Below are 24248 nucleotides of genomic sequence, written 5' to 3'. Positions count from 1 at the left end.
TGGAGTGAGGCCAGAGGGCAGCATCGCTTGGGTGCTGCCCTCTGGCGTTTCCCCACGATATGCGGGAGGCGTATCCTATTTTTGATAAGGAGGTTTTACCGTGAGATTAACGGCAAAGGAACTGGAACAAATGAAAAGCGTTGACATCGGCGCAGTGGCTCCCGAGTCCCTGCCGGATGTGAGCGGTATGGCCTTTGACACCTCTCTCCCCCGGGAGGAGCGGATCGCTCTGTTTTTGCAGGCGGTAGAAAATCCATACTGCTTTTGCATCGGCGGGATCGGTGTAAAAATTGAATTTGCGGAAAGCGGGCCGTCCTTACAGGACACATTGACGGACTTCCTGCTCCGGCAAAAAAGCGGGCTGTAACTTCGGTTATGGCCCGTTTCTACTTCGAGACAAAGTGTCCCGAGGCGGAGGCATCCTTGTTGTCCCGCCCGGGCAGAGGTATAATATAGATGTAATGTGATAGGGAAGGAGGAACAATGGCACGAACAAAAAACAGAGGATTGCAACAGAGTTTCTCTCCCTCTTATACCGTCCGCCGCTGGCGGCTGGGCAAATATATCCGGCTTTCCAAGGAGGACTTGAAAAAGGGAAAGGACGACAGCAACAGCGTCATCAACCAGCGTGATCTGCTCAATGACTTTTACCAGAAGCATATCGGAGAATTTGAAAGTGTTTCCGAATTTGTAGACGATGGACACACAGGAACGGACGCCAACCGGGAGAATTTCCAGCGGCTCCTTTCCGATGTAATGAGCGGGAAAATAAACTGCGTGGTAGTAAAAGACCTTTCCCGTTTTGCAAGAAATTACAGTGATGCGGGAAGTCTGATTGATAACCTGTTTGTGCAGATGGGTGTCCGCTTTATCAGTCTTGCTGAAAATGTGGACAGCTATCTCAACCCGGACAGCGTTTCCAGTATTATCGTCCCAATTACAAATGTGATGAACGCTCAATACTGCTACCAGACCTCAAAGAAAATCCGCCAGGTATTTGACTACAAGCGGCGCAACGGTCAGTACATCGGCGCATTTGCTCCTTATGGATATGTGAAGCACCCAAAGGACAAGCACCGGTTGATCATCGATCCCGATGCCGCTGAAATTGTCAAACTCGTTTTCTCTTTGTTCTTAAAAGGGACATCGAAACGGGCCATCACTTTGTATCTGAATGAACACGGCGTACCCAGCCCCTCGGCTTATAAACTGCAAAAGGGCATACCCGTTTCAACAAGAGGATATAACGATCCTATGTGGGGAGCCCGTATGATCCACTCCATTCTGACGACCCCCACCTATACCGGGGATTTGGCACAGGGCCGCAGTCGGGTAAAAAGCTATAAGGTACACGAGGTTGAAAGCGTTCCCCGTGAAGAATGGGTGGAAGTAGCTGGTACGCATGAGGCAATCATTGATTATGAAACCTTCGATAAGGTACAGGCCCTCTTACAGCGTGATACCCGCACTTCTCCAAAAGGCCGGGAAGTCCACCTGTTCAGCGGTTTTCTGAAATGTGCTGACTGCGGGCGGGCAATTACCCGGAGCGTAGGCAACAACAATAATGTGTACTATGCCTGCTCCACCTACAAGAACCGCTCCCGGACAGCCTGCACAATGCACTCAATCAAGCATAATCGTCTGGAGGCCGCTGTTCTCTTTGCGATACAACAGCAAGTCCATTTGGCTGTTTCATACTCGGAAATGATTGCCCGCATTAACACCGCTCCGGTCAAAAAGAGCCAGTCCATCCGTTTGGAAGAACTGATTGCTGCGAAGGAGCGGGAACTGGCAAAAATCAGCCGCTACAAGCAGTCCCTTTATCAAGACTGGAAAGACGGGGAAATTCCCCAGCAGGACTACCGGGATATGAAAACCGATTATGAGCGACAGACCATCGCTCTTACGGATGTGCTGGCCCGGCTGAACGCTGAACGGGCGGAACTGGCAAACGGTGTAAAGAGTGAACATCCCGCACTGGTGGCCTTTACAAAACATCAAAATATCGACCAGCTTTCCCGGGAACTTCTCGTTGAGCTGATCGATCATATCAAGGTTTATGAGAATGGAAACATTAGTGTGAGATTTAAGTTTGCGGATGAATTTAGACGCATAGCAGAATACATTGAAATCAATACCACAAAACCCGCAGTAGCGGGCTAACCCCCGCTACATACCCCTTTGACAGTGTGTTTTCCTAATAGGAGCTAATCATATGGAACTTGCAAACCCCAAACAGATACCTGAGCTGAATCTGATACAGGATGTCAGCCTTAATGGAGTAAAGGTTCTTCTCGCAGAAGATAACGAGCTGAATGCGGAATTGGCAATCACGCTGCTCGAAGAAGCAGGTATGCATGTAACTCGTGCAGTAGACGGACAGGACGCAGTTGCTTGTTTTGCCAACAATCCAGCAGACACATATGATGTGATTCTAATGGATGTCCTGATGCCTAAAATGAATGGGCATCAGGCGGCAAGGGCAATTCGTGCAATGAGCAAGGAGCGCCCAGACGCTGCGAAAATTCCAATCATCGCACAATCTGCAAATGCTTTCAAGGAAGATGTACAGGCATCCTTGGATTCTAGAATGAACGGACACATTTCAAAGCCATTCAATATAGATGCAGTGACCACTGCAATAAAACAAAATATAAAGAGATAGCAGATTGAGCAACAATCCGATAACTATCAGAGCATCGTTCAAGTTTATTTGGACGGTGCTTTTTCTATACCCATTTTGCAGAGAATAGGTGCGCTATGGCGGGAAGTAGAACCAAGGGTATCACGGTCGAAATCGGTGGCGATTGAATATTCTGCAAATCCATCATCTGGCGCTGCATCAGTAGACTGGAACCTACCGGGCAGGAATGCCACGCAAGAACCGTCAATGAGACGGTATTGGAGAATGTGGTAGTTCAGGCTATCAACACGCTCCTTGGTGATAAGTCCACCTACCAGGCGCAGCTCCAGCAGAACATTGCAAAGGTGATCCGCAGTGCTCAGCAAAATACCACTGATGAGATCAACGAGAGACTGCAGGAACTCCAGAAAGAGCTTCTCAAAAAAGCTAACAACAAGGAAGCCTACGATGAGATTGCCGACGATATCTTCCAACTTCGGGAACAGCGAGAAAAATGCACGGTTGACACTGCGACCAGAGACGCACAGATTGCTCGCATCAATGAACTGCAGGATTTCATCAAGCAGCAGCCCGCACAACTAGAAGCCTTCGACGAGGCCCTGGTAAAGCGCTGGCTTGAGCGGATCATTGTCTGGGAGGACCACTTCACTGTGGAGCTTAAGTCTGGACTGAACATTGATATTGAAGGATAATCCCAATAGATGCACGAAACCCTCTCGACCATGATGGCCGGGAGGGTGTTTTCTATATCAACAAACTTGAATTGAGATTTCATATATTCCAAGGGATTTAATAACTGTTATATTTTATTATCAAATATCTCTCAATCCCTTGAAAACACAAAGTTTATCGCAGGTGAGCTTTCCCTTATTGTTTCCCTTGCGTTATATCGTCCCACCAGTGTTTACGAACTCTGATAAGGGCAAAAACAAGGGCAAGAAAATTATATAAAACAGTATAACACAAAATAAAAGTGACATTGTGAACTGATTGAAATGCTTCTGATTTTTGCAACAAATGATTGATTTAACGATAAGGAGATTTGATACGATGAGAACAATATTTGCAGAATACAATCCCAAGCGCAACAGTATTGATGTTTACACCTCTGTTGGCTATATGCTCCGCATTGACTGTTGGGAAGCTGAAAAGAACTTAAAAACCACACCAGGATCAGACTGTGCATTAAACGCACTCGCCATTGATGAACCTCTTGAATATGCCAAATTATATCTTGATGGAAATTTGCAGATGTGGGTAGATGCGGAAGACTCATTAGATATTTTTTAATTTTTAAACAAATACAACAGTTTAAATCGCTATTAACCACAATATTTCCGGAAAATTCATCATAGGTTTGTGCAAATGCAAAGAAACGGCGACTCTGAAAATCAAAGCCGCCGTTTCATAGGCGCGTGAAAATGTGTCTGCTCTGCGACGGCTTTTTTTCTTTTGCCGTCGCGCTGCAGATAACCTATTCGTTCTATTTTGAACTTCTTTTATGCTACCTGATGTCTGCAATAGGAATGAATCGCCAAGAATGTAAACACAAATAATTCAATTCCTGCCGAAATCAAAATAACATGCGGTGTCCAGAAACTCATTCCTCCAATATTCAGATAATTGAAATCTGCAAGCTGATAAAGGAAATTGTTCTGCATACCAATTCCGGCAGATGGAAATATGGTAGAGAGCCATGTTGCTCCCATCGCCACATAAGCAAAAAGCGGCATGAGAAGAACTACAATAGAGATCAGCAAAACTGTCAATGTGTCTTTACATTTTGCAGACAGGAACAACGTACAGCTAACCGTTGCTAATACAGAAAGCAAGCCCGCTGCTGCGAGAATTATCTGCAACTGCCCCAGATTAATGTTTGGCAGGTTAATGATAGAGTATCGCATCTGAAACGATGTTTTTAAGCAATCCGTCCCGAACGCTGCATCTAAAATCAGAATGTGTACCGTGATCCCGACAAGGAAAGTAACAACGAAAAGTGTAAATGCCGCCAGAATTTTGGTAATTGCTAATTGTTTACGCCCGTATTTGGTGGTTCGCAGGATGCTGTCACCGCCCGTTTGATATTCTCCGGCAAAAGTAGGAGCTGCGATTGCCACACACAAAATAGCAAGGAACAAAATATAAAGCTCAATATAATCAAATGCATCTTTAGAAATTCCAGAATGAAGATAAAATGGCGTATCAAGTTCTGAATATTTTTCAAGAGCTTTCTGTTGTGCGGTTTCGTTTTCTCTTTGTTCATTCCGCATGACATCCTGTAAATGTTCTGCGCACTTTTCATAATATGCTCCGTCAATGTCATTCGGGTCAATATCCATTAAATCAGCACCAATGCCTGTTAATGGATCAGCAAACGCTTCGGACAGACCCATCAGCAAGTGACGGAACGGGACGATTTTTTCAATAAATACAGCCAGAGGAAAGCCCTCTTCCTCGACTGGCCCATATTCTCGAACGCAGCTTTGATAAGTTTCCAAAGCCGATTTGATCCTATCCGGGGTCACTTCACCAGCGGATGTTTTATATAAATCTTGTTTGTACTTGATAGCTGCCAAGCCATCTAATTCTGTAACCGTGCCATCTTCGTTTGGACGGTTAATACCCTCAAATGAAATAGGCAGGTATGCCATGGCTACGGAAAGCAAAAGTGCGATTGCAAGTAAAATCAGGGTGCGCCGTGACTTCAAAATACGTTTTAGTTCAAGTCTAAAGAGCCGCATATTATCTGTCCTCCTTTTCCAAGTCTGTCTGCGGGAACAACCACAGATACAGATCTTCCAATCGTGGCTCCGTTGTAACAGCCCCATCAATTTCCGAATGTTCGGACAGATAACGAATAGAAACCTGATTGTGATCTTCGCCTCGCTGATTGATAATGCGCAGCCGCATTTCACATTCCGGCAGCTTTGAGGTCGGAATTATGCAATTCCAAACCTTGCCCTCAATCCGCTTGACAAGTTCTGCGGTAGTTCCGACATCAACAATTTCTCCGGCTTTCATAATTGCGTTGCGCGTAGAAATATATTCTATGTCAGATACGATATGGGTGGAAATCAACACGATTCGATCATGCGAAAACTCGGAAATGAAATTCCGCAGACGCACGCGCTCCCCGGGATCAAGTCCTGCTGTCGGTTCGTCCATGACAAGTATCTCCGGGTCGTTCAACATAGCCTGCGCAATACCAACACGACGCTTCATGCCGCCTGACAGATTGGAGATTTTTTTCTTTTTCACATCGGAGAGCGAAAGAATGTCCAACAAATGATTGATCTTTTGGGTGGTTGCCCTTGTAGGAATATCTTTCAGCGCAGCCATATACTCCAAATAATCTTTGACCGTAAAATCCCGGTGATACCCAAAATCCTGCGGCAGAAAGCCAAACTTGCTTCGGTAGACTTCACCTAACTCTCGAATGTCTTTTCCGTCATAGTAAACCGCTCCGTTGGTTGGTGTCATAATATCAGCAATCATGCGCATGAGCGTGGTTTTCCCTGCACCATTCGCCCCCAAAAGTCCCCAAACGCCGGGAGTCAATGTCAGATTGACATCATTTACTGCTGTTTTGTCTTTGAACTGCTTGCTTAAATGCTCTATTTTCAGTTCCATGCTTACACTCCTTTCTTTTGCTTCAGCTGAACAATAAAAAGCCCTTGTTCGATAATCATTGTACCGAACAAAGGCTTTTCAATCTCAAAAATCACACGCTTAAATTCCTAAGTAATTCCTAAGATCACATTCTTATTTTCCTAAGCGGAAAGTGGTAATGTAATCACAAAGTCTATGGTTTCGTTTTGACTGGATGCAGTAATCTTTCCACCATGTAAATGTATAATTTCTTCCGCAATAGAAAGACCAAGTCCCGCACCACCTGTATTAGAAAGCCGAGCATCATCCAAGCGATTGAATTTTTCAAATATACTGTTAAGCTGTTCCTGTGGAATTGTTTTTCCATGATTTTCAAAAGTGATCTGAATATCATGCTCTAACCGTTTGGCGGATATAGTGATTTCTGTCTGCGGGTAACTATATGACGCAGCATTTCGTAAAAGATTACTGAAAACTCTCGCCAGTTTTTCAGGGTCAGCGTTCACGGATAAGTTATCCTCCGCAGTAAATACCGCTGTATTGCCATTTGCGGAGAGTGTCGGATATATTTCATCTATTACCTGCGCAATCAGACAATGTAAATCCACAGTTTCTTTTTTGATAATAACCGTATGTGCATTGTACTTGGTAATTTCAAAAAGTTCATTGATGAGCTTTTCAAGGCGCTCTGCCTTATTCAACGCCACTTTTACATACTTTTCCTTTTGCTGTTCAGGCATGTCAGGGGCTTCATGGAGCAGGCTCAAATAGCCGATTACTGTTGTGAGAGGGGTGCGTATATCATGTGCCAGATACATAATAATTTCATTTTTCTTTTCTTCTGCCTGCTTTGCAGCCTGCTTGCTCAACAGAACAGACATTTTAATCTGATTGAGCTGTTCCTCCAGTTCTTTCAGTGGCTCAGACAACGATACTGTATGATTGTTCTGCTCATAGACCGTTTGGGTTGCGTCAATTACTTCATCCAGATAGCCCCACGGCTTTTTCCAATAGTAATTGAAGATACATATAAAGCCGAGCATCAGATACAAAATAAAAAGCAGATCAAGCCGCCAGTAGAGCCATGCAAAAATACCGTTGTCAAATTTTGAAAAGATGTAGTCCAAGATAAGGGTCAAACCATATCCAACAACGGTATAAACCAGCAATGATAGGTATAAGCGCACTTTAAGGCGCTTTTCTGTTGTCATTTCTTTATTCGACATGAGAATACACCTCCTACCGATTAGCAAACAGAAGAAAGCCAAGCAGACCAATCACGACAACACTTACTATGCCTGCCAGAATGGAAAACAGTCTGTTTGCTTTTATTCTATTTCCGATTAACCGGGCTGCCATCGAATATACAGCAAGCCCCAAAAGACCACCTGCCGTATTTGTAAGTACATCAGTAATATCAGAACGTCCGACTGCTAAGATATACTGCATAGTTTCCAATAAAAAACTTGTTCCAGCAATCAGCATGAACTTCACATATAATTTTGTTCTTGGCAGAAGCATTTGAAGATAAATGCCCATAGGAACAAAAATCAAGAAATTTTCGAGTACCTCTGTTAAGTGAAATGCTGCGCCAACTTCTTTGTCATAGTGAAAAGGAATAAGGTTTATACTCCTTACTTTATCCAGATCACTGATTGAAAACTGTAGTTTGAACAGTATGATCCAAACCAGAAGTGCCAGATAAATTAAGAATAAAATAGTTGCCAAACAATTTGATTTTCTCTTCATAGCGTTCTCCTTTCGCTTAAATTTTGTAGCCGACACCCCAAATCGTTTTAATATACTGCGGAGTATCGGAAGTATCGTTCAGTTTCTCGCGCAGATGCCGGATATGCACAGTAATTGTGCTGCTGTTTTTAGAGTAGTATTCATCTTTCCAAACCGCATGAAACAGTTCCTCAATGCTTACAACATTTCCAGCACTTGACAAAAGGACGTGGAGAATAGAAAATTCTGTCGGGGTTAGAGAAACAGGTTCCCCGTCTAACAGACATTCATGGGTCTGCACATTCAAGCACAATTTGTTATAGGAAAGTTCCGATGGAATTTTCTCTGTGATGATACCGGGTGAATATTTCTTGTAACGTCTTAACTGCGCTTTCACTCTGGCAACTACTTCAAGTGGGCGAAAGGGTTTTGTCACATAATCGTCCGCTCCCAATGTCAGCCCCGTTATTTTATCCGTTTCCTCAATTTTAGCCGTTAGCATTATGATTGGATAAGTGTATTTCTTTCGGATAAGCTGGCAAAGTGAAAAGCCGTTCATATCCGGGAGCATAATATCCAGAATGGCAAGATCAATGTCGCCGCTTTCAATACACGACATGGCATCCGTTGCGCAGTAAAATTTATAAACGATGTAATTTTCGTTTTTCAAGTAGACCTCCAACAGATCCGCTATATCTTGCTCGTCATCTATAATCAATATCTTTTCAGACATATTTTCAACTCCTTTGCTCATATTTCCAATTAAGTATAGCAAATACAACATCTAAATTCACAATGGATTGCCTGAGAAATTATTAAGATTTTCCTAACTTTCGAATTTAGGCAACTCAAAATGCTAACGTAATTTACATATCAGTTTTTTATGTGTCATACATATTCTCCAATATACTTCCATATAATGCACAGATTGACTTCACAATTGCATGCCATGAAATATCAGCAGCATAAGAATAATTTTTTTGATATGTTTTCCATAAGGTCTCCATAACCGGACTTGATTCAATTTCATCAAATATTTCTCTTATATCCTCAGCTTCTATCAGGTCTAATGTTCCCCTTTTTTTGGCTGTAGCCACAAGTGCAGTCCATAAAACTTGTTTTTGGAGTTGTTCTCCATACAACTTTTGTAAAATATAAATATCATAAAAATCTCTCATTCGTGTATTTGTAACGTTTCGACTAACAACAGTTTCCAATTTTTCAGCCAATACCGTTTCCAGATTATATGCCCATACCTCAATAGTGCGGTCTTCAAGCATAAGATTAAATTTGTACTTGATTTCTCTTGGTGTAATTACATCCCCTGTAGAAATATCAATCTTTAATGGTGTGATTACACCATCAAATTTCGTTTCCATGCTTACACGAACACCAGGATAATCTGCTTCTTCCATGATTTCCGATATCCGTTTGACCCGAAATGAAACACCATCGTCCAGTGGAATTGATATAATTTGGGATATAATCATTTCTACATCCTCCACACTAACATTAGTGCCTTTTATGGTAGCATCCAGATCCATAGTAGCTCTGGCATCCAGACCAACCATTGCCGCCACAAGCATTCCACCTTTTAATATAAACTGGTTTTTATACTCTGATAAAGAAATTCGTTCTAAAAAACGTTCCATCATATAATTCCGCATCAAAATCTGTGCATCTGCGGATTTTTTCTTTGACATATTACGAATTAAATCCTTTAATTGTCTTGCCGTTGTTATCATCTAAAGTAACACCTCCAAATATGGTCTAAGTATGTTTTCAACATGAAACATAGCTGCGTATTTCATAAGCATCCGTAAGTTTTTATCCTTACGTTTTGCATATTGTTTCAATGCGTCTTGAAAGACCTGCATTTCAACATTTTTTCTGCTACGAAGCAGATCACAAATTGTTCTCTCCATGTCATAAACGGGAACGGAATGTCCGAATGATGTCTGCATAGCTATGATTCCTATTTCATGTAAATCCTTTTTTACTGTGTACACTTGAAAACCGTCTTCCTGCAAACGACTTGGATTATATCCAGTTCTTACTGTTATGGTGTATTTCAAAGGCTCTCTGTCCGTTAAATCATGAAAAAACAATGCAGTTTCATGAGAAAATACAGCTTGACCACAACGTAAATGCAAAAGGTACATTGCATCTGTCCACGTATCCGGCGATACATACACACCATGAGCAGCTTGTTCTAATCCTCGTTCCTTCACATATGCATAAAACACAGACTTACTAATTCCATTATTTAGAACTTGAAATGTCTGAATTGTCCCTCCACATTCACGCAACAACAAATCTAATTTTTCAAACTGAGTCATATGCTTTCTCCTTTCGTGCTAATATGATAATATATATTAGCACGAAAGTAAAGACATATAGTACCAATAAAATATCGGTATTTTTGTTTTAATGATATCCCCTTGTTTCTCGCCATCCCTTTACATACCACCTGATTCCAACATATACCAGTTGCACGAATAATAAGAGAAATAGCAGATTGATTGGCAATGTTGTCTTTATCCACTTCCCAAAGTAGATAGCTGTTGCCATGCTTATAAGTATTACCATTATGGTAATCATATCCCAACAGCACTTCTTATATAACTCTGCAATCTTTATCTCTATAAATGCTACAAGTATTCCAGCACCCACCAAACATCCACCGCAGATCAGTATTCTTATCAGCCAATATACAATTCCGGCAACGACAGGATTGGATATTCCATTACTAATCTGTGCCATGTTCTTTCCTGTCAGTATAATCCACCCTGCAATGATCTGTATAAAAGTGGCGATTGTATCAAAGAATACCACGCAATCAGAAATAAATATTTTTGACCGTATCATCTGAAAAAGAGTAGTTGATACGGAATACCATATCAGCAGAAACATCAATGCTTCATACATGGCTGTTTTTGTTTTATATCTGCCTGCCAGTTTTTCTCTCTGCGTATCATACTTTTCCTTGGCTTTCAGATAAGCTGTCAGGTTACAGTTCCCACACTTTTGATAGAGTACTGGCTTTTCAACCGGTATCTCTACTTTTTTCTGATGAGAGAGTGCATAGTCCCGTTCCTGTTCTGCCTGCCTTAGCTTATCTTGACATTCCTCTGTCATGATTTCGGCAGCGTGCGTTTTCTCTTTCTCTCTCTGCAACAATTCTTTTGTTTTCCTCAAGTCGTTCTTTAAGGCTTGAATGTTCCCTGCTCTGTTCTCGCTGTTTAACCTCTCGTTCAAGGTCAGCGATTCGTCGAGCTGCATTTTCAGTTCCCGGATAGTCCTGTCTTTCTGGTCGAGTTCTTCCTGCATCTGCTCTGTCAGCAGAAGCAACTCTTCCAGTTGATCGTCGCTCTTTGAGTTTCTTAATTCGTTCATCAATCGACCTTCCTTTCTCTAATTGCTGTTCAAGTTCAGTAATTCGCTGTTCTGTTTCTGCAATAGCCGGTTCTCGCTGTTTAATTTCTGTGCCAATTCCTGCCATTGCTGATTTTCGTCTGTAAGCTTCTGTATCTGGTCTGTCTTTTCTTCCAGAAGTATCAACAGTTCTTCTGTATCCGGCAAGATTTGAAGCAGTTCTGATAATTCGCTCTCTAATTGCTGCAATCGTTCTTCCTTCTCCTGAAAGCACATCAGCTTCTCGTCCTTTTCCTGTATTTCCTGAAGCATCTCTGTCATGATATTCTGCTGTTCCTCTATCTGTGTAATCATTGCTTCCATCATGGGAATTACTTCTTTGCTTTCTTCTAATGTCATTCAACCACTCCTTCCATATTGACAATGCACCGGATACCTTACCAAAGGTTGTGATTACCTTTTGCAGTAGTGCATTTTGTTTTTTAATCATCTGGTTTTCCTCTACCTTCCATGAACCATTCCATATCTGTCCGGTGAGATATTTTTCCTCAATCTTTCTTGCATCCGCACCCTCATGAATCGTAGGGATTTTTAATTTGCCCTGTCTTTCATAAGAGCGGTGGTCAATCTGATTGTCTATGGATAAATGCCGGTTACACATCCCAGCCCATTCGCTTCGCCATAACTCACAATTCTTTGGATTATTCCAGCCGGTAGCATCGGTCAGAACCCGTTTCCATTGTTTTCGGTTTCTTGCCCCGACTTTCTGTACTCCGTTTTCATCAAGTACCGGAATGCGGATTCCATGCCGGTCAGGATTTTTCTTATCCTGCCACCAGTCCGGGTGGGATTCATCAACCACGATATTTCCGTCAGTATCTCTGACAAAATCCCAGTCCTTGACTTCTTTGCTGCCCCATGAATGATCCAGATTGAATGGTCGCATGGTTACAAGTAAATGCACATGTGGGTTTCCATCGCCCTTATCGTGTATGCTCCAGTCGACACACATTCCCTTATCCACGAAAGTCTTTTGAATATATTCGGTTGTATAATCAATCTGTTCCTGTCTGCTCCATTCTTTCGGCAGGGAAAATTCAAATGAGCGTCCAAGCTGTGCATCTGCATTTTTTTCTATCTTCAATACCTCATTCCATAGACGCTGTTTCTGAAATGTGATTTTAAACTTTTCCAGTGCGGCATCTTTATCATCCGCTCTTTTATAACGGATAGACTGTTGAAACCTTTTTATATTTTCTTCCGGTACATGCAGCCATTCAGGAGGTGCATTTTCGCACATCATCAGACTGGTGTAGACGACTTCCTTTTTGGAAGTATAGTAACTGATTCTGCCTGTTTCCTCATTCTTCATCACATCTCCATTAAGATATGCCGATGCGGATATGACAGATTTTCCTTTACTGCGCCCGACAATCTTTACTGTAAAGTGAAATATCGCCATGATACGATTCCCCCTTTCTGCCGTATCCGGCATTGATTTCCGACAGCATCTTCTTCTGGTTTGGCAGAAGTGAAGCTGTCGGAACGCCCTCTGCGCAAGAGTGCCCCCTGCGGCATGAGCAGGTCTGGCTGAAAGCCCCGCCGACGGAACGAGCCCGGCAAGCGTAAGCGCAGACCGGTTGCCACTTGTGGCAAACTTATAAGGACGACCTCTGGTTGTCCATAAGTGCGCCCTTCATTCAAAGGCAATGAAGGGAATGGAAAAACCACTCCCTCCGCCATTACACTTCCTCCATATCTGTAAGTGGCTCTTTCTGCATCGCCTTTGAGAAAAACTTTCCGTTTGTTTCCTGCCTTTTTAAGAAGCCTATCAACTTTGGTAAATCTTCCTCCTCAATCGGACAGCCAAGAACCGATTCCACTGCGCCACCAATCTGACAGAGCCTGTGGGTTCGTTTTTTACTTTCCTCTGCTTTCTTTCGCTTTTCCAGTTCCTTCCGCTGTGCAATGAGCTTTTTTGTAGCTTCAATGCTTTCCTGTTCCTTTTTCTCTAATGCACGTATTCTTTCTTCATAAGTCTTTGTTGATTTCGCCATATCGTCTTCATCCTTTCTTTTTCCGATAAACAACAGTTCCCGGTTGCATATCAGGAGAAGCACATGGTATAATCCTCTTGCGTGTAGGTATATCATGGCTTCGGTCTGATAGAACCTTTGGCGGTTTCTTAGGAAGCCGCCTTTTTAAGTTGCCACATTTCTTGTGACAGCTTTTACATTTCCTTTATCCCTCAGATCACGCCCCTCGTTGGCTTCCATGAACTTTTCCAGAATGTCAGTTTTAATAAGGACTTTTCTTCCGACCTTTAATACCGGAAGCTTCTTCCATTCAACCAGCTTTCTCAAAGTGTTTCTGCCAATTCCTGTATAGTCGGCTGCTTCCTCGATGGATAATGCAATCTTTCTTTCCGTCATCTTGTCACCTCCCGTTAAATTGCATTATGCAATTTTTGTTGTGCTGTTAGTATAGCGGTTTTATATTGCGTTGTCAAGCGTTATGAAATTTTAAAAATAATCATTAAGTTGCATATTGCAATTATGTGAGGTACATGCTATAATTCATACATACCGAAAAAGGAGGCAATCAGCATGAAAGATAAAGAACTACGCAAACTGATAGGCAGCAGGGCAAAACAGCGTCGTCTGGAATTAAATCTGACACAGCCTTATGTTGCAGAGAAGATGGGAGTTACAGCTTCCACAATCCTGCGTTATGAGAATGGTTCGATTGACAATACCAAAAAGATGGTGCTGGAAGGTCTTTCGGAAGCACTTCATGTATCTATTGAATGGCTCAAGGGGGAAACCGATGAATACGAAACCGATATTACGGATAAGAAAGAATTACAGATTCGTGATGCAATGGGCGATATTCTCAAACAGTTACCTCTCGACCTTAGTAAAAAGGAAGATGCTTTTTCCAAAGATTTACTGCTGTTGATGTTAAAGCAATATAACCTGTTTCTTGAATCATTCCAGTTTGCCTGCAAGAATTACAAGGGCAACACGAATGAAGCGGATATTGCAAAGGCAATGGGATTTGAATCGAATGATGAATATAACGAGATTATGTTTCTCCGGGAGATCACCCATACCGTTAATGCCTTTAATGATATGGCAGATATTGTAAGGCTTTATTCCAAGAAACCGGAAATGGCAGAACAAAGGCTTGAAAATCTTTTATCAGAAGTTTTGTATGAGGATTCCGATTCGGTATAGAACGACAACCGGAGTTATGATATACTTACACGCAAGAAGCATTTCATCAGTTCCGATTGTCTGATATCGAAAGGAGACACACGATTATGGCAAAAGGATCTGTAAGAAAAAAAGGAAAGAAATGGTACTACCGCTTCTATGTAGAAGATGCAAGCGGCAATCTGGTTCAGAAAGAATACGCTGGAACAGAAAGTAAAAGTGAAACGGAAAAACTGCTCCGTCAGGCAATGGACGATTACGAAAGCAAGAAATTCATTGCAAAGTCGGAAAATATTACAATTGGAGAATTACTTGATATATGGGCAGAGGAAGAATTAAAGACCGGTACGCTCAGTAATGGGACAGTCCAGAATTACCTCGGTGCCATTACCAACATCAAGAAGCATCCAATTTCAGAGAGAAAGTTGAAAAATGTAACATCTGAGCATTTACAAGCCTTCTTCGATCTGCTTTCCTTTGGTGGCACTTATCCAGATGGTTCAGAAAGAAAAGGTTATAGCAAAGATTACATTCGTTCTTTCTCGGCAGTATTACAGCAGTCATTCCGATTTGCAGTATCACCAAAGCAATATATCACTTTCAATCCGATGCAGTATATTAAGCTGAAATACCAGACGGATGAGGTTGACCTGTTTTCTGATGATGACATGGATGGCGGTATACAGCCAATTCCACGAGAGGATTATGAAAGACTGATTGAATTTCTACAGGATTACAATCCACCGGCAATACTTCCAATCCAGATAGCTTATTATGCAGGACTTCGTATCGGTGAAGCCTGTGGTCTGGCATGGCAGGATGTAAATCTTGAAGAACAGTGCCTTACGATCAGACGCAGTATCCGATATGATGGTTCAAGGCACAAGAATATCATCGGACCCACCAAACGAAAAAAGGTAAGGATTGTTGATTTTGGAGATACACTGGCAGAGATTCTTCGCAATGCCCGAAAGGAACAACTTAAAAACCGAATGCAGTACGGAGAACTTTACCACAAAAACTACTACAGAGAAGTAAAAGACAAAAACAGAGTTTACTATGATTTCTATCATCTGGACGGAACAGAGAATGTTCCAGAAGATTATAAGGAAATATCATTTGTCTGCTTAAGACCGGATGGAAGTTTGGAACTGCCAAGCACGTTAGGAATTGTTTGCAGGAAGATTGCTCAGAAACTGAATGGATTTGAAGGATTTCATTTTCACCAGTTGCGACACACCTACACAAGCAACCTTCTGGCAAATGGAGCAGCACCAAAGGATGTGCAGGAACTGTTAGGGCACTCAGATGTCAGTACCACCATGAATGTCTATGCACACTCTACAAGAAAAGCCAAGCGGGAATCTGCAAGGTTACTTGATAAAGTGGCAGGCAATGACTAAATAAAACTTTCCCTTATTTCCCTTACGATTATCTCATAAGGGCAAAAATAAGGGAAAATACATATCGTTTCGCTAATGCACAGGCTGGAAAGCCTGTAAAATAGGGAAAGTTAGAAATATATTTCGGCAAACGTGAATTTGTTTATTTCTTCTTTTTCGGTTTTGGTGCTGGCAGTTCGTCATACATAGAACCAAACAAACCTGCCAAAAATCCCTTATTATCAACTTCATCTACCAACAACATCTCTTTTGCTCCCTCATAGGGTAATTCATATGAAGCTGTCGGCATATAACTAATTGCTGATTTTACTGGTTTAACAAGTAATCTATCATCATAGATACCACCTACAATCTTTCCTCGATAATAAATAATAAATTCTCCCATCATAGCTCGATAAGTAATTTCTTCTAACTCAGATAGCTGCCCTAAAATAAACTCTAAATATTCTTTGCTTGATGCCATAATTTCACCTCAACTTATAATTTACTTAATAATATGTGCTGTAATAATTGTATAACTATATGAATTGATAGTGATTTTGACATTTTCAATTTCGCAATACCAATTTTTACCTTGTTTGTATATATGGCAATTTTCATCCAACACCTTATTTTTGCAATACTCAACAACATCTACTATATCTATTTTTAGATTTCTTTTAATTCTATCAACTCCCAGTTCAGTTGTATGAATTTTGTTAATATTATCGAGTAATATTTTTTTATCTTCCATTCTTCTTTTCCTCAAATTGTAATCTACCGAATTTTCCCTTCACATCTATTCCGCTGCCTACAAACACCCAAAATGGTCGAGTTGCCGGATTGGTTGTCAGCCCTTTCTGTTTTCCAAAATCCGTGACATCTAATCCACTGTCCCAAATCGCGACATCTAATTCGAGGTTACAACCTGACACATATTTTGCCGTAGATATGTTTCCATATAAGAAAACCGGACCTTTTCAGATGTCGGGCCTTACATCCCAACTTCCGAAAAAGCCCGGAAATACGCCGCTTTCTGGCACTTATTTATCTTTTCTTGACATCAAGACTACCGTCTCCACGTGTAATAGTTAGGCTATAACCAAACAAACCCACATTTACTAAAATTCCTTGAAATTCAATCCTTTTGCAGCCATCTTATCTTCTCAACGTTGTATGTTTGATTAGGCTATTATATTATTCTAGCTTTTTTTCTATAAACTTAAGTGTACGCTGTCCGATTTTTTCTTTATCAAAACTTTCTACAATGGCTTTCATTGTTTCCGCACTCCAAAATATCTTGAGTTTTTCTTTTGCACGGGTTATTGCAGTGTAAAAAATAGAATGCGATATTTTTTCTGCATTATAAGAGGGAATAATTATCTTTACAGAGTTATATTCTAAACCCTGTGCCTTATGAATAGAAACAGCATATGCGATTTGAAAAGGAATAATTGTCTTGAATCGTTCTTCCTCTGGTGCCGATTCATCATCGCTTGCGATTACTTCTAAGCGTATTCTTGTTCCACGATCTGTCACATCAACAAATTCAAAACTTTCGTTTCTGCATTGCCGCTCTGTTAAAATAGTGTCTATATCAAGCGTAAATAATATAGCTGAATCTCTTTTCGAGATATCTACAATTCTTCCTTTTAAATTGTTATATAATATAGGAGAACGCTTGGTATCGAGAAAAATCACTGGGTCTCCGACTTTAAATGTCCACTCAGCCCACGTATATACTTCGCTTTTAGTGTTAGCATTTTGAAAATAAAGGTTCATGTTGTTCAAACCAAATTTACCGTCATAGTTTAAACATAGTACAATTTCATCTTCATCCTGAGATACGAATATTTCTTCTCCTATATCAGCTGAAAAGGGACCATCTATTGCAAGTTTTTCAGTAATAATAGGTTGAATTTTTCTAACTTCATCCCATAAGCCCTTTAACTCTTTTTTGTCCGTTCTCCAAGTATTTAAAAGTTCAACATTGGCACCATCCGTTTTAATAATATCCTTGGCATAATAAAACCAGTTACCGAAATCAATGGACTCAATTTGATAAATATCTCCAGCTAAAACAAGCAATGTACTTTCATCAATTTTTTCAAGCAACCTCTTCATTGTTCTATTGTCTATTGTACTGCATTCATCAACAAAAACTATGTCATAATCTGTAAGTGTAATTGTCTTTGTAAAGCTATCAATACTTATAAAATCAGAATCAAGACCCGGATTTTCTATACGTCTTTCCAAATTCTGCAAAGCAGTATGCGTTTTCGTAAGAAAAAGTTTCTTTGATTGATTCATCATATTTGAAATGTAATTAATCAATGTTGTCTTTCCCGTACCAGCTGCTCCGTAAATGAGCATTACTTGAGAACTTACAAATAACTTTTGCAAGGCAACCTTTTTTAATGGATCTTCGAAATTTATATTACATTGCTTAAGATATCGTAGGTTGGACTCCCTTTGTCCTCTATTACTTATTTTTGAAAACTTTAGCAATTTATTAAGTATAAATATAGTTGTAGTTTCGTAGGAAGCAATTGATAAAAATCCATTTTCTTCATTTATCATAAAACCGTTACTGCATTCCCACTGATCCAGACTAGAGTTGTACTTTTTTATCGCTTCCCGGCTTGCTACCGAATCAATATCAAAATACAGCTCCCCCGTTTCACGTATCATACTTTCAATCGTTAAGTACGGACGTACTGTATCAAACTCCGCAGAGCCATTTGTTATTTCAAGGATATCCTTTATATTACCCTTACTGGTTTTCCTTCCGGCTAAATTTGAAATAAAGGGTTTTTTCTCAAATGGATAACATCTACTCGTAATATAAAGATCATCAGAAAGACAATACTTATCAAACGTATTAGGAAGCACGAATTCTAACGTTTCTTCCCGCAGGTTTAGTAATATGTAGCGTATTGTATGCTTTCCTTTTTTGTTTGAAGAAAGTGAATAATCTCTTCTCAGTTTAATCAATACATCCTTAAATGTATTAGTGTTTGTCTCTCCATAGATTTGATCCAAAGCATTTTGAAAGTTATTTTCATGTATATTAATTAAATCAAAAAGATTCATGCCTGTTCTAGTGAGAAAATTCATCAATGCGTTGTACTCACCATAATTTTTATTTAAGTTAATATCAATTTTTAAGATTTTCCCTAACTTATTCAAACATGAAGGATCAATAGACACCTTCCAATTCGTTACTACTTTAATTTTACTTTTTGCTCCCCAAAGGTTAATTTCTGCATCGGCATATGCAATCTGTATTGAGTAATTAGTTGATATATTTTGCTTGCTATATACAGTTATACGATTAAATTTCGTTGCATACAATCCGGCGAGCTGTAACGTGATTTCAAAATATCTTTCCCCATTAACAAAGAAAGGTGTCTTTTTTTGAATATAATATCTGGAAGTCCTCGGTGCTTTTGGTGATAAATCAATTGCACAAATGCTCGAAGCTACCATTTCATAATACTCTACATCAAGAGTATCCGTATTCAAAGGAAATCTTTCCAGATTTCTCAATACATCAATATTGAAATTAGTTTTTAAGAACCTTCTAATTTCCCAAAGATAGTTGTAGTATTTCAGCATCAACCTTTCTGATTGACCTTCTTCTGGAATTCTTGATCCAATATATTTAAGACCTTTCAAAAAGTTACTCAAATATTTAGTTTCAATATTAAATTGAGATAACTCCCATGCCAATCTTTCATTGACATTCATATATCCCAGATTTATTGCATTTAAAACTAAAACAGCATAACACAAATCATATAATCCATTCACAATTCTTCTGGATATACAGTCGCGAGATTTGTTACCATCACTAATTCTATCAATCTCTAGTGATATATCCTCACATCTAGTTTCAATGATTTTTACAGCTTCTTCTTTTCTGAGATTATCCTTATCTAATTTACTCAGGAACAAATGGATATCGATAATTTTTTGAAGTTTATGACAGAACATATTAACGCTTTCATCTGTATCTTCTATCTCATCTTCAGAACTGAGTTTAATTGTAGTACTATTTTTTCCAAAGTCTATAGATTGGATAAAACTGGGAGACAAATATTTCCAAAAAACACGTTTCTTGCCTCTGACATCCGGATTTAAAACAATAAATAAAATTCCTGGATCTGCAGTTACTTCACTAGCTATAAAAGCTGGAAATGCTAAGCTTGTCAAGCTATACGAAATAATTCCATCAACGTCTTTATAATTATGCGTTCCTTTTATCTGAACTATAAAGTTCTGTTCTGGACATCTAGATATTTCGGGTTCCGAAACAAACTCAAATGTACCATCATGATTTGGCCACTTATCATCACAAGAGAAATCTGTATTAATTTTTCCATCTGAAGTCAGGAATGTTTCTAAAGTTGAAACTGCTGCACGATCTTCTGCTGAACGTTCAGAATGTGTTGCAATATGGCGCCTATATAACTCATTATTATTTGATTGCAAAAAATCACCCCATTTTAGTTATTATTTTTCTGGTTATATCTTCAAATGCTATTTGTTTTCGATTTTCTTTTTTGAACTATATTTCTCATTTTTTCTCTGCCATCCATTCTCATCTTTTACCATATTACTTCTCTGTTTCTTTTCAATCTGCACAGCCTCAAACGCTTCTTTTGAAATTATCATAGGATTATTATTCAAAGACAGATATTGAACCTCACTTTTACCCGATTTTAGAAGCCGGACATCTCCAGTATATTTCTCATTACTAAGCATTACATCAATCGTTCTCTTACACCATTTCTCTTTTCCGGTAGGTGAGAGAATATTCCGTTTTTCCAGCTCTTTGATAATTCCTATAACACTTTGACCGCTAAGATACAAATCAAATATCAGTTTAACATTTTCAGCTTTTTGTTCATCAATAATCAACTTGCCATCCTTATCATGTTTATATCCATAGCACTTCCTGTCATACAGTTTTGAAGTTCCTGACGCTGCTCGTTGCTTAATGCCCCATTTTATATTTTCACTACGGGATTCATTTTCAGTCTATGCAAGCGATTCAATTATTGAAATCATTAAGTCGCTATCCGTATTCGCAGTATCCAGTTCCTCCTGCTCAAATATTACACGAACGCCTAATGTTCTCAGTTGATTCAAGGCATCCAAAATTTCTACAGTATCCCTTCCAAATCTGCTGATATTTTTCGTAATTACTATCTCAATCTTCCTCGAATCGCAATCTTCCAGCAGACGATTGAATTCTTTCCTTGATGAACCTGTCTTGCTGGTAGCAATATCCATATAAACACCTGCCAACACCCATTGCGGCATGGCAGCCGTCAGTCTTGTCAAATGAGATACTTGAGCAGTCAGCTTTGCAGTTGCTCCATACTGTTTGTGCTAACACGACAATAAATACCGACATGTTGCTCTCTCTTCGGTATCGGAGGTATAAAATGTACCTTTGAATTTCTCTGCATATTTTATTCTCCTCCCCTCTGACGCCTAATCAATATAAACCAATAATAACATATAGTAATTAGCCAATTCAATAATCCTATCAACTCAACCTATGCCAATGTTCATCTTGTCAACTCAACCATACCGAAAAATCGCAGTAGACCAGTTCTCTCAGACACAAAAAAGAGAGCATGGAGCAAACCTATAATATTTACTCCAAACTCTCGAAATCCCTTTATTTCAAGACTATTTGCAGTTCTTATTTCTGTACTTTTGACATCAAGACAACCGTCTCCACATGGCACGATACCTTCTGATTGATGTCTGGTTTTGTGCCCGTTCGTGGAAACAGATCCTGTCAAAAAGGAAACAGATCCACGCCTTCTGAAACCGCTCATTCACAGCTGCACGCCAATGCTATCTGTGGCAAATTTGACATCCATATCATGGTCTTAACCATTGGAGTTTATGGGAACAAATCAGCATAAGGTCTTTTCTACCTATATAATGCAAGGCAATTTTACGCTGTTGCTCTCTGCCACTGTCTCGACAGTTGAGACAGTGAAGAACGCTCAACTTCTACACAATCCATCCGCTCTGACCACGAATTTATCATACACTCGCAGGGAGTTGAGTTGCCGGATTTCACCGTCTCGACCTGGAATCTGGTCATCATTTTATCTGTATCACATATGCCCTAGTTTCCATTAGATTTGAACTATCCGGAAATTCCGAATAGTTCATTTAAACTAATTTGCGAATTGGGTAAATACTGTTTTTCCAATTTCGTCCTGTGAATAACCACTACCAGCAGTTACCCCAAATTATCGGATAACCAAACCCTCTTGTAATGATGAGTTATTCGAATTTTTCGAATGACTAAATTCTGTTACAGAGACCGCTATAAACAAACCTTTCCTTATTTTCTTTGTCTTCATGCCGGATCTCTTTTACATCCATTCTACTGCCGCAGGAAGCGATACTTACCTTTTCCGTGTCCGTATACCGGCTCAATGATTCCATGTTCCACCATTTCCTTCAGAAGATCAGAAGCTCTGGATGCTTTAATATCAATCGCCTTCATTACATCTGACCGTCCAAAGATCGTCTGCCCCGGAAATGTCTCACGCAACTTCAAAATATGGCTTGCCGTTTTCGGTTGAAAAGCAGCTTCAATGTCCGCTTTTAAATCGTCAATGTCCGGTTTTGCAGTTTCAATGTCCGGTTTTTCTGCTTCCTTAAAGGTGCGGCTGATATGCAATGTCTGGTTATGAAGCGCGTGATTCTCATTCAGCAGAAGATTGCGTAGGAATACCTCAAGGAACTCCGTCGTTTCGTGAATGCCGTTTTTCAGGTCATTGTAATTCGCCCTGACCAATGAATTACGAAAATACCATGCGTTCTCGGCAAAAGTATCGTTTGTCACATCAAAGCCCAATGTGCGCAGATACTTGATGAAGAATACCGCCGTCGTTCTTGTGTTACCCTCTCCAAAAACATGGATCTGCCACAGTCTGGAAATAAAAAACGCAAGATGCTGGATGATCTCATCCATCGAAAGACTCTTATAAGAGAACTTTTTCTCCTCTGAGAAATCATAATCTAATGTCGCCCGAAGCTCAGTGGCACTTCCATAAAGTACTGTCGCTCCGTTCAGCACCCATTCCTTCTTCGTGATGTTATAATCCCGAATGCGTCCGGCGTGGGAATAGATACCGGTAAACAGTTTCCTATGAATGGAAAGATACTCATTCGGTGTAAAGCTGAAAGCCTTCTCGGAAAGAAGTGTAGCGATCCGCGCCGAAACCTTGTCGGCCTCCTCAGTGCGGTCTGACGCATCACGGGTAGGATTTTCCTCGTAGTAGGTCTGCAAAAGCGCATTAGCCTCTTCAAGGGAAATCTCGCCCTCGATATTCCGGACAGCGGTATGCACCAAATATTCTGATGTCTTCAGTCCGTCAACCGCCTGCAGGCCAATGGCCGTATGCCATGCATAGCCTTTGTCCCGCTTTGCAGGCTCGGATTCTTTGATATATTCCTTAAATGGATCTTTGTTCACTTCATATCACCTCGCTGTTATTTTTTAACCTTGCCATTTTTATCTGCCATTATCATTTTCCTCCTCCGGCGTTTTGTCAGAAACTACTTCCACAATATCCGCAATATCACACTTTAGATACTCGCATATCTTTACAAGTACATCTGTAGTGATATTTGCACCTTTACCAAGCTTTGCTACAGACGCAGAACTAATTCCTGCCTTCTTAGCAAATTCGGTTTTCTTCATATCCATTTCTACAAGTTTTACCCATAATTTTTTGTATGATAATTTCGTTTTGTCTCCTTCGGGAGGTCCTTCCTCCAACTTGGCAAAAAGCCATACTCGTGGCCATCTTTCTCGTCTTTATAATAAGTGGTCACTTTAACTCCAGCTGCTTCAAAATCCATATCAGGCATCATCACAGTAAATCCTGTCACCAGCAAGGTTCCGTATAGTTGGCCTTTTATCATGTATTGTCAGTTTGATATCTAAATCATGAATTCCTTTAGCTAGCCATTTGGAAACGTCAAATAAAACTGCCTCATATTTTTCAAATTGGCAACAGTAAATCCTTTTCCAAAATCTTGTGTCATTTGTTTTGACAACTCTTTTAGCAAGCCTGTACCATACTCCGCTTTCTCATGTCCACCTTGTTCTTCAATGATTGACTTCCCGATATTCCAGTAGGCTTCAACCATTGCAAAATTGGCTGTTTGATAAACCTTGTTTCTTGCTGAAATTAAAATTTATTTGATTTCCTTATAAAAAGATTCGCACATCATATCAAAGCCATCCTC

The 24248-nt window shown here is 40.2% G+C and carries 27 protein-coding genes; 7 read left to right on the top strand and 20 right to left on the bottom strand.

Annotated features, from left to right (window positions below; translation table 11 throughout):
- The first annotated feature begins 100 nt into the window (after window positions 1-100).
- The 5 genes from ACXMYH_RS05820 (at window position 101) to ACXMYH_RS05800 (ending at window position 3934) form a co-directional block, all read left to right on the top strand.
- Entirely contained in the window at window positions 101-367 is a 267-nt protein-coding gene (locus ACXMYH_RS05820; RefSeq protein WP_054328128.1) for a DUF6870 family protein, read from the top strand.
- 116 nt (window positions 368-483) lie between these two features.
- Complete coding sequence (locus ACXMYH_RS05815; protein ID WP_486555689.1) at window positions 484-2163, top strand: recombinase family protein; 1680 nt, start codon at window positions 484-486, stop codon at window positions 2161-2163.
- Between the two features lie 52 nt (window positions 2164-2215).
- Window positions 2216-2665, top strand: coding sequence for a response regulator (locus ACXMYH_RS05810; protein WP_486555688.1), 450 nt, complete (start codon window positions 2216-2218; stop codon window positions 2663-2665).
- A 236-nt stretch (window positions 2666-2901) separates the two neighbouring features.
- The gene (locus tag ACXMYH_RS05805; protein WP_486555687.1) at window positions 2902-3336 is read left to right on the top strand and encodes a site-specific recombinase; all 435 of its coding nucleotides are present in this window, start codon (window positions 2902-2904) and stop codon (window positions 3334-3336) included.
- A 325-nt stretch (window positions 3337-3661) separates the two neighbouring features.
- A complete protein-coding gene (locus ACXMYH_RS05800; RefSeq protein WP_005345990.1) occupies window positions 3662-3934 on the top strand; it encodes a DUF6061 family protein in 273 nt (90 codons plus the stop codon).
- Window positions 3935-4143: 209 nt separating this feature from the next.
- Here ACXMYH_RS05800 and ACXMYH_RS05795 read toward each other — a convergent pair whose 3' ends face one another.
- The 12 genes from ACXMYH_RS05795 to ACXMYH_RS05740 all read right to left on the bottom strand — a co-directional run bounded on the left by ACXMYH_RS05795 (window position 4144) and on the right by ACXMYH_RS05740 (window position 13788).
- Window positions 4144-5385 carry an ABC transporter permease gene (locus ACXMYH_RS05795; protein ID WP_486555686.1) on the bottom strand — a complete coding sequence of 414 codons (1242 nt, stop codon included), beginning with the start codon at window positions 5383-5385 and terminating at the stop codon, window positions 4144-4146.
- Between the two features lies 1 nt (window position 5386).
- Complete coding sequence (locus tag ACXMYH_RS05790; RefSeq protein ID WP_003505354.1) at window positions 5387-6274, bottom strand: ABC transporter ATP-binding protein; 888 nt, start codon at window positions 6272-6274, stop codon at window positions 5387-5389.
- A 140-nt stretch (window positions 6275-6414) separates the two neighbouring features.
- Window positions 6415-7479: a sensor histidine kinase gene (locus tag ACXMYH_RS05785; protein WP_003505357.1), complete on the bottom strand. Its 1065-nt coding sequence runs from the start codon at window positions 7477-7479 to the stop codon at window positions 6415-6417.
- A 13-nt stretch (window positions 7480-7492) separates the two neighbouring features.
- Window positions 7493-8002: a VanZ family protein gene (locus ACXMYH_RS05780; RefSeq protein WP_015526351.1), complete on the bottom strand. Its 510-nt coding sequence runs from the start codon at window positions 8000-8002 to the stop codon at window positions 7493-7495.
- Between the two features lie 16 nt (window positions 8003-8018).
- Window positions 8019-8714, bottom strand: coding sequence for a VanR-ABDEGLN family response regulator transcription factor (vanR, locus tag ACXMYH_RS05775; protein WP_308453487.1), 696 nt, complete (start codon window positions 8712-8714; stop codon window positions 8019-8021).
- A gap of 148 nt (window positions 8715-8862) precedes the next feature.
- Window positions 8863-9726, bottom strand: coding sequence for a nucleotidyl transferase AbiEii/AbiGii toxin family protein (locus ACXMYH_RS05770; RefSeq protein WP_003505363.1), 864 nt, complete (start codon window positions 9724-9726; stop codon window positions 8863-8865).
- On the bottom strand, window positions 9727-10320 hold the full coding sequence (locus ACXMYH_RS05765; protein WP_003505367.1) for a type IV toxin-antitoxin system AbiEi family antitoxin domain-containing protein: 594 nt from the start codon (window positions 10318-10320) through the stop codon (window positions 9727-9729).
- 88 nt (window positions 10321-10408) lie between these two features.
- Window positions 10409-11161: a DUF6040 family protein gene (locus ACXMYH_RS05760; protein WP_486555685.1), complete on the bottom strand. Its 753-nt coding sequence runs from the start codon at window positions 11159-11161 to the stop codon at window positions 10409-10411.
- On the bottom strand, window positions 11097-12818 hold the full coding sequence (locus ACXMYH_RS05755) for a MobA/MobL family protein (RefSeq protein ID WP_486555684.1): 1722 nt from the start codon (window positions 12816-12818) through the stop codon (window positions 11097-11099). Before ACXMYH_RS05755 ends, ACXMYH_RS05760 begins: the two co-directional genes overlap by 65 nt.
- Window positions 12794-13099, bottom strand: coding sequence for a hypothetical protein (locus tag ACXMYH_RS05750; RefSeq protein WP_005345966.1), 306 nt, complete (start codon window positions 13097-13099; stop codon window positions 12794-12796). Before ACXMYH_RS05750 ends, ACXMYH_RS05755 begins: the two co-directional genes overlap by 25 nt.
- The gene (locus tag ACXMYH_RS05745) at window positions 13099-13446 is read right to left on the bottom strand and encodes a relaxasome subunit MobC (RefSeq protein ID WP_486555683.1); all 348 of its coding nucleotides are present in this window, start codon (window positions 13444-13446) and stop codon (window positions 13099-13101) included. Before ACXMYH_RS05745 ends, ACXMYH_RS05750 begins: the two co-directional genes overlap by 1 nt.
- 111 nt (window positions 13447-13557) lie before the next feature.
- On the bottom strand, window positions 13558-13788 hold the full coding sequence (locus ACXMYH_RS05740; RefSeq protein ID WP_003505382.1) for a helix-turn-helix domain-containing protein: 231 nt from the start codon (window positions 13786-13788) through the stop codon (window positions 13558-13560).
- Between the two features lie 174 nt (window positions 13789-13962).
- On the opposite strand from ACXMYH_RS05740, the gene ACXMYH_RS05735 reads away from it, so the two are divergent.
- Window positions 13963-14592, top strand: a complete 630-nt coding sequence (locus tag ACXMYH_RS05735; RefSeq protein WP_012744229.1) for a helix-turn-helix domain-containing protein — start codon at window positions 13963-13965, stop codon at window positions 14590-14592.
- Window positions 14593-14678: 86 nt separating this feature from the next.
- Window positions 14679-15974, top strand: a complete 1296-nt coding sequence (locus ACXMYH_RS05730; protein WP_486555682.1) for a tyrosine-type recombinase/integrase — start codon at window positions 14679-14681, stop codon at window positions 15972-15974.
- A gap of 142 nt (window positions 15975-16116) precedes the next feature.
- On the opposite strand, the gene ACXMYH_RS05725 is transcribed toward ACXMYH_RS05730, so the two are convergent.
- The 8 genes from ACXMYH_RS05725 to ACXMYH_RS05690 form a co-directional block, all read right to left on the bottom strand.
- The gene (locus tag ACXMYH_RS05725) at window positions 16117-16437 is read right to left on the bottom strand and encodes a TfoX/Sxy family protein (RefSeq protein WP_117567916.1); all 321 of its coding nucleotides are present in this window, start codon (window positions 16435-16437) and stop codon (window positions 16117-16119) included.
- Between the two features lie 21 nt (window positions 16438-16458).
- Window positions 16459-16707, bottom strand: coding sequence for a DUF3781 domain-containing protein (locus ACXMYH_RS05720; protein ID WP_117567917.1), 249 nt, complete (start codon window positions 16705-16707; stop codon window positions 16459-16461).
- A gap of 443 nt (window positions 16708-17150) precedes the next feature.
- Window positions 17151-20447: an ATP-dependent DNA helicase gene (locus tag ACXMYH_RS05715; protein ID WP_486555681.1), complete on the bottom strand. Its 3297-nt coding sequence runs from the start codon at window positions 20445-20447 to the stop codon at window positions 17151-17153.
- A 48-nt stretch (window positions 20448-20495) separates the two neighbouring features.
- Window positions 20496-20876 (bottom strand): recombinase family protein, encoded by a 381-nt coding sequence (locus tag ACXMYH_RS05710; RefSeq protein ID WP_486555680.1) that lies wholly within the window; start codon window positions 20874-20876, stop codon window positions 20496-20498.
- A gap of 120 nt (window positions 20877-20996) precedes the next feature.
- Window positions 20997-21281 (bottom strand): recombinase family protein, encoded by a 285-nt coding sequence (locus ACXMYH_RS05705; protein WP_242992211.1) that lies wholly within the window; start codon window positions 21279-21281, stop codon window positions 20997-20999.
- A 1090-nt stretch (window positions 21282-22371) separates the two neighbouring features.
- Complete coding sequence (locus tag ACXMYH_RS05700; RefSeq protein ID WP_486555679.1) at window positions 22372-23469, bottom strand: Fic family protein; 1098 nt, start codon at window positions 23467-23469, stop codon at window positions 22372-22374.
- A 39-nt stretch (window positions 23470-23508) separates the two neighbouring features.
- Window positions 23509-23703, bottom strand: a complete 195-nt coding sequence (locus tag ACXMYH_RS05695; protein ID WP_207663302.1) for a helix-turn-helix domain-containing protein — start codon at window positions 23701-23703, stop codon at window positions 23509-23511.
- Window positions 23704-23960: 257 nt separating this feature from the next.
- Window positions 23961-24149, bottom strand: a complete 189-nt coding sequence (locus ACXMYH_RS05690; protein ID WP_243016238.1) for a DUF1016 N-terminal domain-containing protein — start codon at window positions 24147-24149, stop codon at window positions 23961-23963.
- Window positions 24150-24248: the final 99 nt, after the last annotated feature.

The sequence above is a fragment of the Pilosibacter sp. NGB245 genome (assembly GCF_057397225.1).
Note: the sequence above shows the minus strand (reverse complement) of the source record. Positions and strands in the feature narration are given on the sequence as shown.

Coding starts and splice junctions, on each gene's coding strand:
- ACXMYH_RS05815 (WP_486555689.1), top strand. CDS start 484: ATGGCACGAACAAAAAACAGAGGATTGCAACAGAGTTTCTCTCCCTCT.
- ACXMYH_RS05795 (WP_486555686.1), bottom strand. CDS start 5,385: ATGCGGCTCTTTAGACTTGAACTAAAACGTATTTTGAAGTCACGGCGC.
- ACXMYH_RS05770 (WP_003505363.1), bottom strand. CDS start 9,726: ATGATAACAACGGCAAGACAATTAAAGGATTTAATTCGTAATATGTCA.
- ACXMYH_RS05800 (WP_005345990.1), top strand. CDS start 3,662: ATGATTGATTTAACGATAAGGAGATTTGATACGATGAGAACAATATTT.
- ACXMYH_RS05690 (WP_243016238.1), bottom strand. CDS start 24,149: ATGGTTGAAGCCTACTGGAATATCGGGAAGTCAATCATTGAAGAACAA.
- vanR (WP_308453487.1), bottom strand. CDS start 8,714: ATGTCTGAAAAGATATTGATTATAGATGACGAGCAAGATATAGCGGAT.
- ACXMYH_RS05750 (WP_005345966.1), bottom strand. CDS start 13,099: ATGGCGGAGGGAGTGGTTTTTCCATTCCCTTCATTGCCTTTGAATGAA.
- ACXMYH_RS05705 (WP_242992211.1), bottom strand. CDS start 21,281: ATGCCGCAATGGGTGTTGGCAGGTGTTTATATGGATATTGCTACCAGC.
- ACXMYH_RS05765 (WP_003505367.1), bottom strand. CDS start 10,320: ATGACTCAGTTTGAAAAATTAGATTTGTTGTTGCGTGAATGTGGAGGG.
- ACXMYH_RS05790 (WP_003505354.1), bottom strand. CDS start 6,274: ATGGAACTGAAAATAGAGCATTTAAGCAAGCAGTTCAAAGACAAAACA.
- ACXMYH_RS05735 (WP_012744229.1), top strand. CDS start 13,963: ATGAAAGATAAAGAACTACGCAAACTGATAGGCAGCAGGGCAAAACAG.
- ACXMYH_RS05725 (WP_117567916.1), bottom strand. CDS start 16,437: ATGGCATCAAGCAAAGAATATTTAGAGTTTATTTTAGGGCAGCTATCT.
- ACXMYH_RS05755 (WP_486555684.1), bottom strand. CDS start 12,818: ATGGCGATATTTCACTTTACAGTAAAGATTGTCGGGCGCAGTAAAGGA.
- ACXMYH_RS05720 (WP_117567917.1), bottom strand. CDS start 16,707: ATGGAAGATAAAAAAATATTACTCGATAATATTAACAAAATTCATACA.
- ACXMYH_RS05785 (WP_003505357.1), bottom strand. CDS start 7,479: ATGTCGAATAAAGAAATGACAACAGAAAAGCGCCTTAAAGTGCGCTTA.
- ACXMYH_RS05780 (WP_015526351.1), bottom strand. CDS start 8,002: ATGAAGAGAAAATCAAATTGTTTGGCAACTATTTTATTCTTAATTTAT.
- ACXMYH_RS05730 (WP_486555682.1), top strand. CDS start 14,679: ATGGCAAAAGGATCTGTAAGAAAAAAAGGAAAGAAATGGTACTACCGC.
- ACXMYH_RS05695 (WP_207663302.1), bottom strand. CDS start 23,703: ATGGATATGAAGAAAACCGAATTTGCTAAGAAGGCAGGAATTAGTTCT.
- ACXMYH_RS05740 (WP_003505382.1), bottom strand. CDS start 13,788: ATGACGGAAAGAAAGATTGCATTATCCATCGAGGAAGCAGCCGACTAT.
- ACXMYH_RS05810 (WP_486555688.1), top strand. CDS start 2,216: ATGGAACTTGCAAACCCCAAACAGATACCTGAGCTGAATCTGATACAG.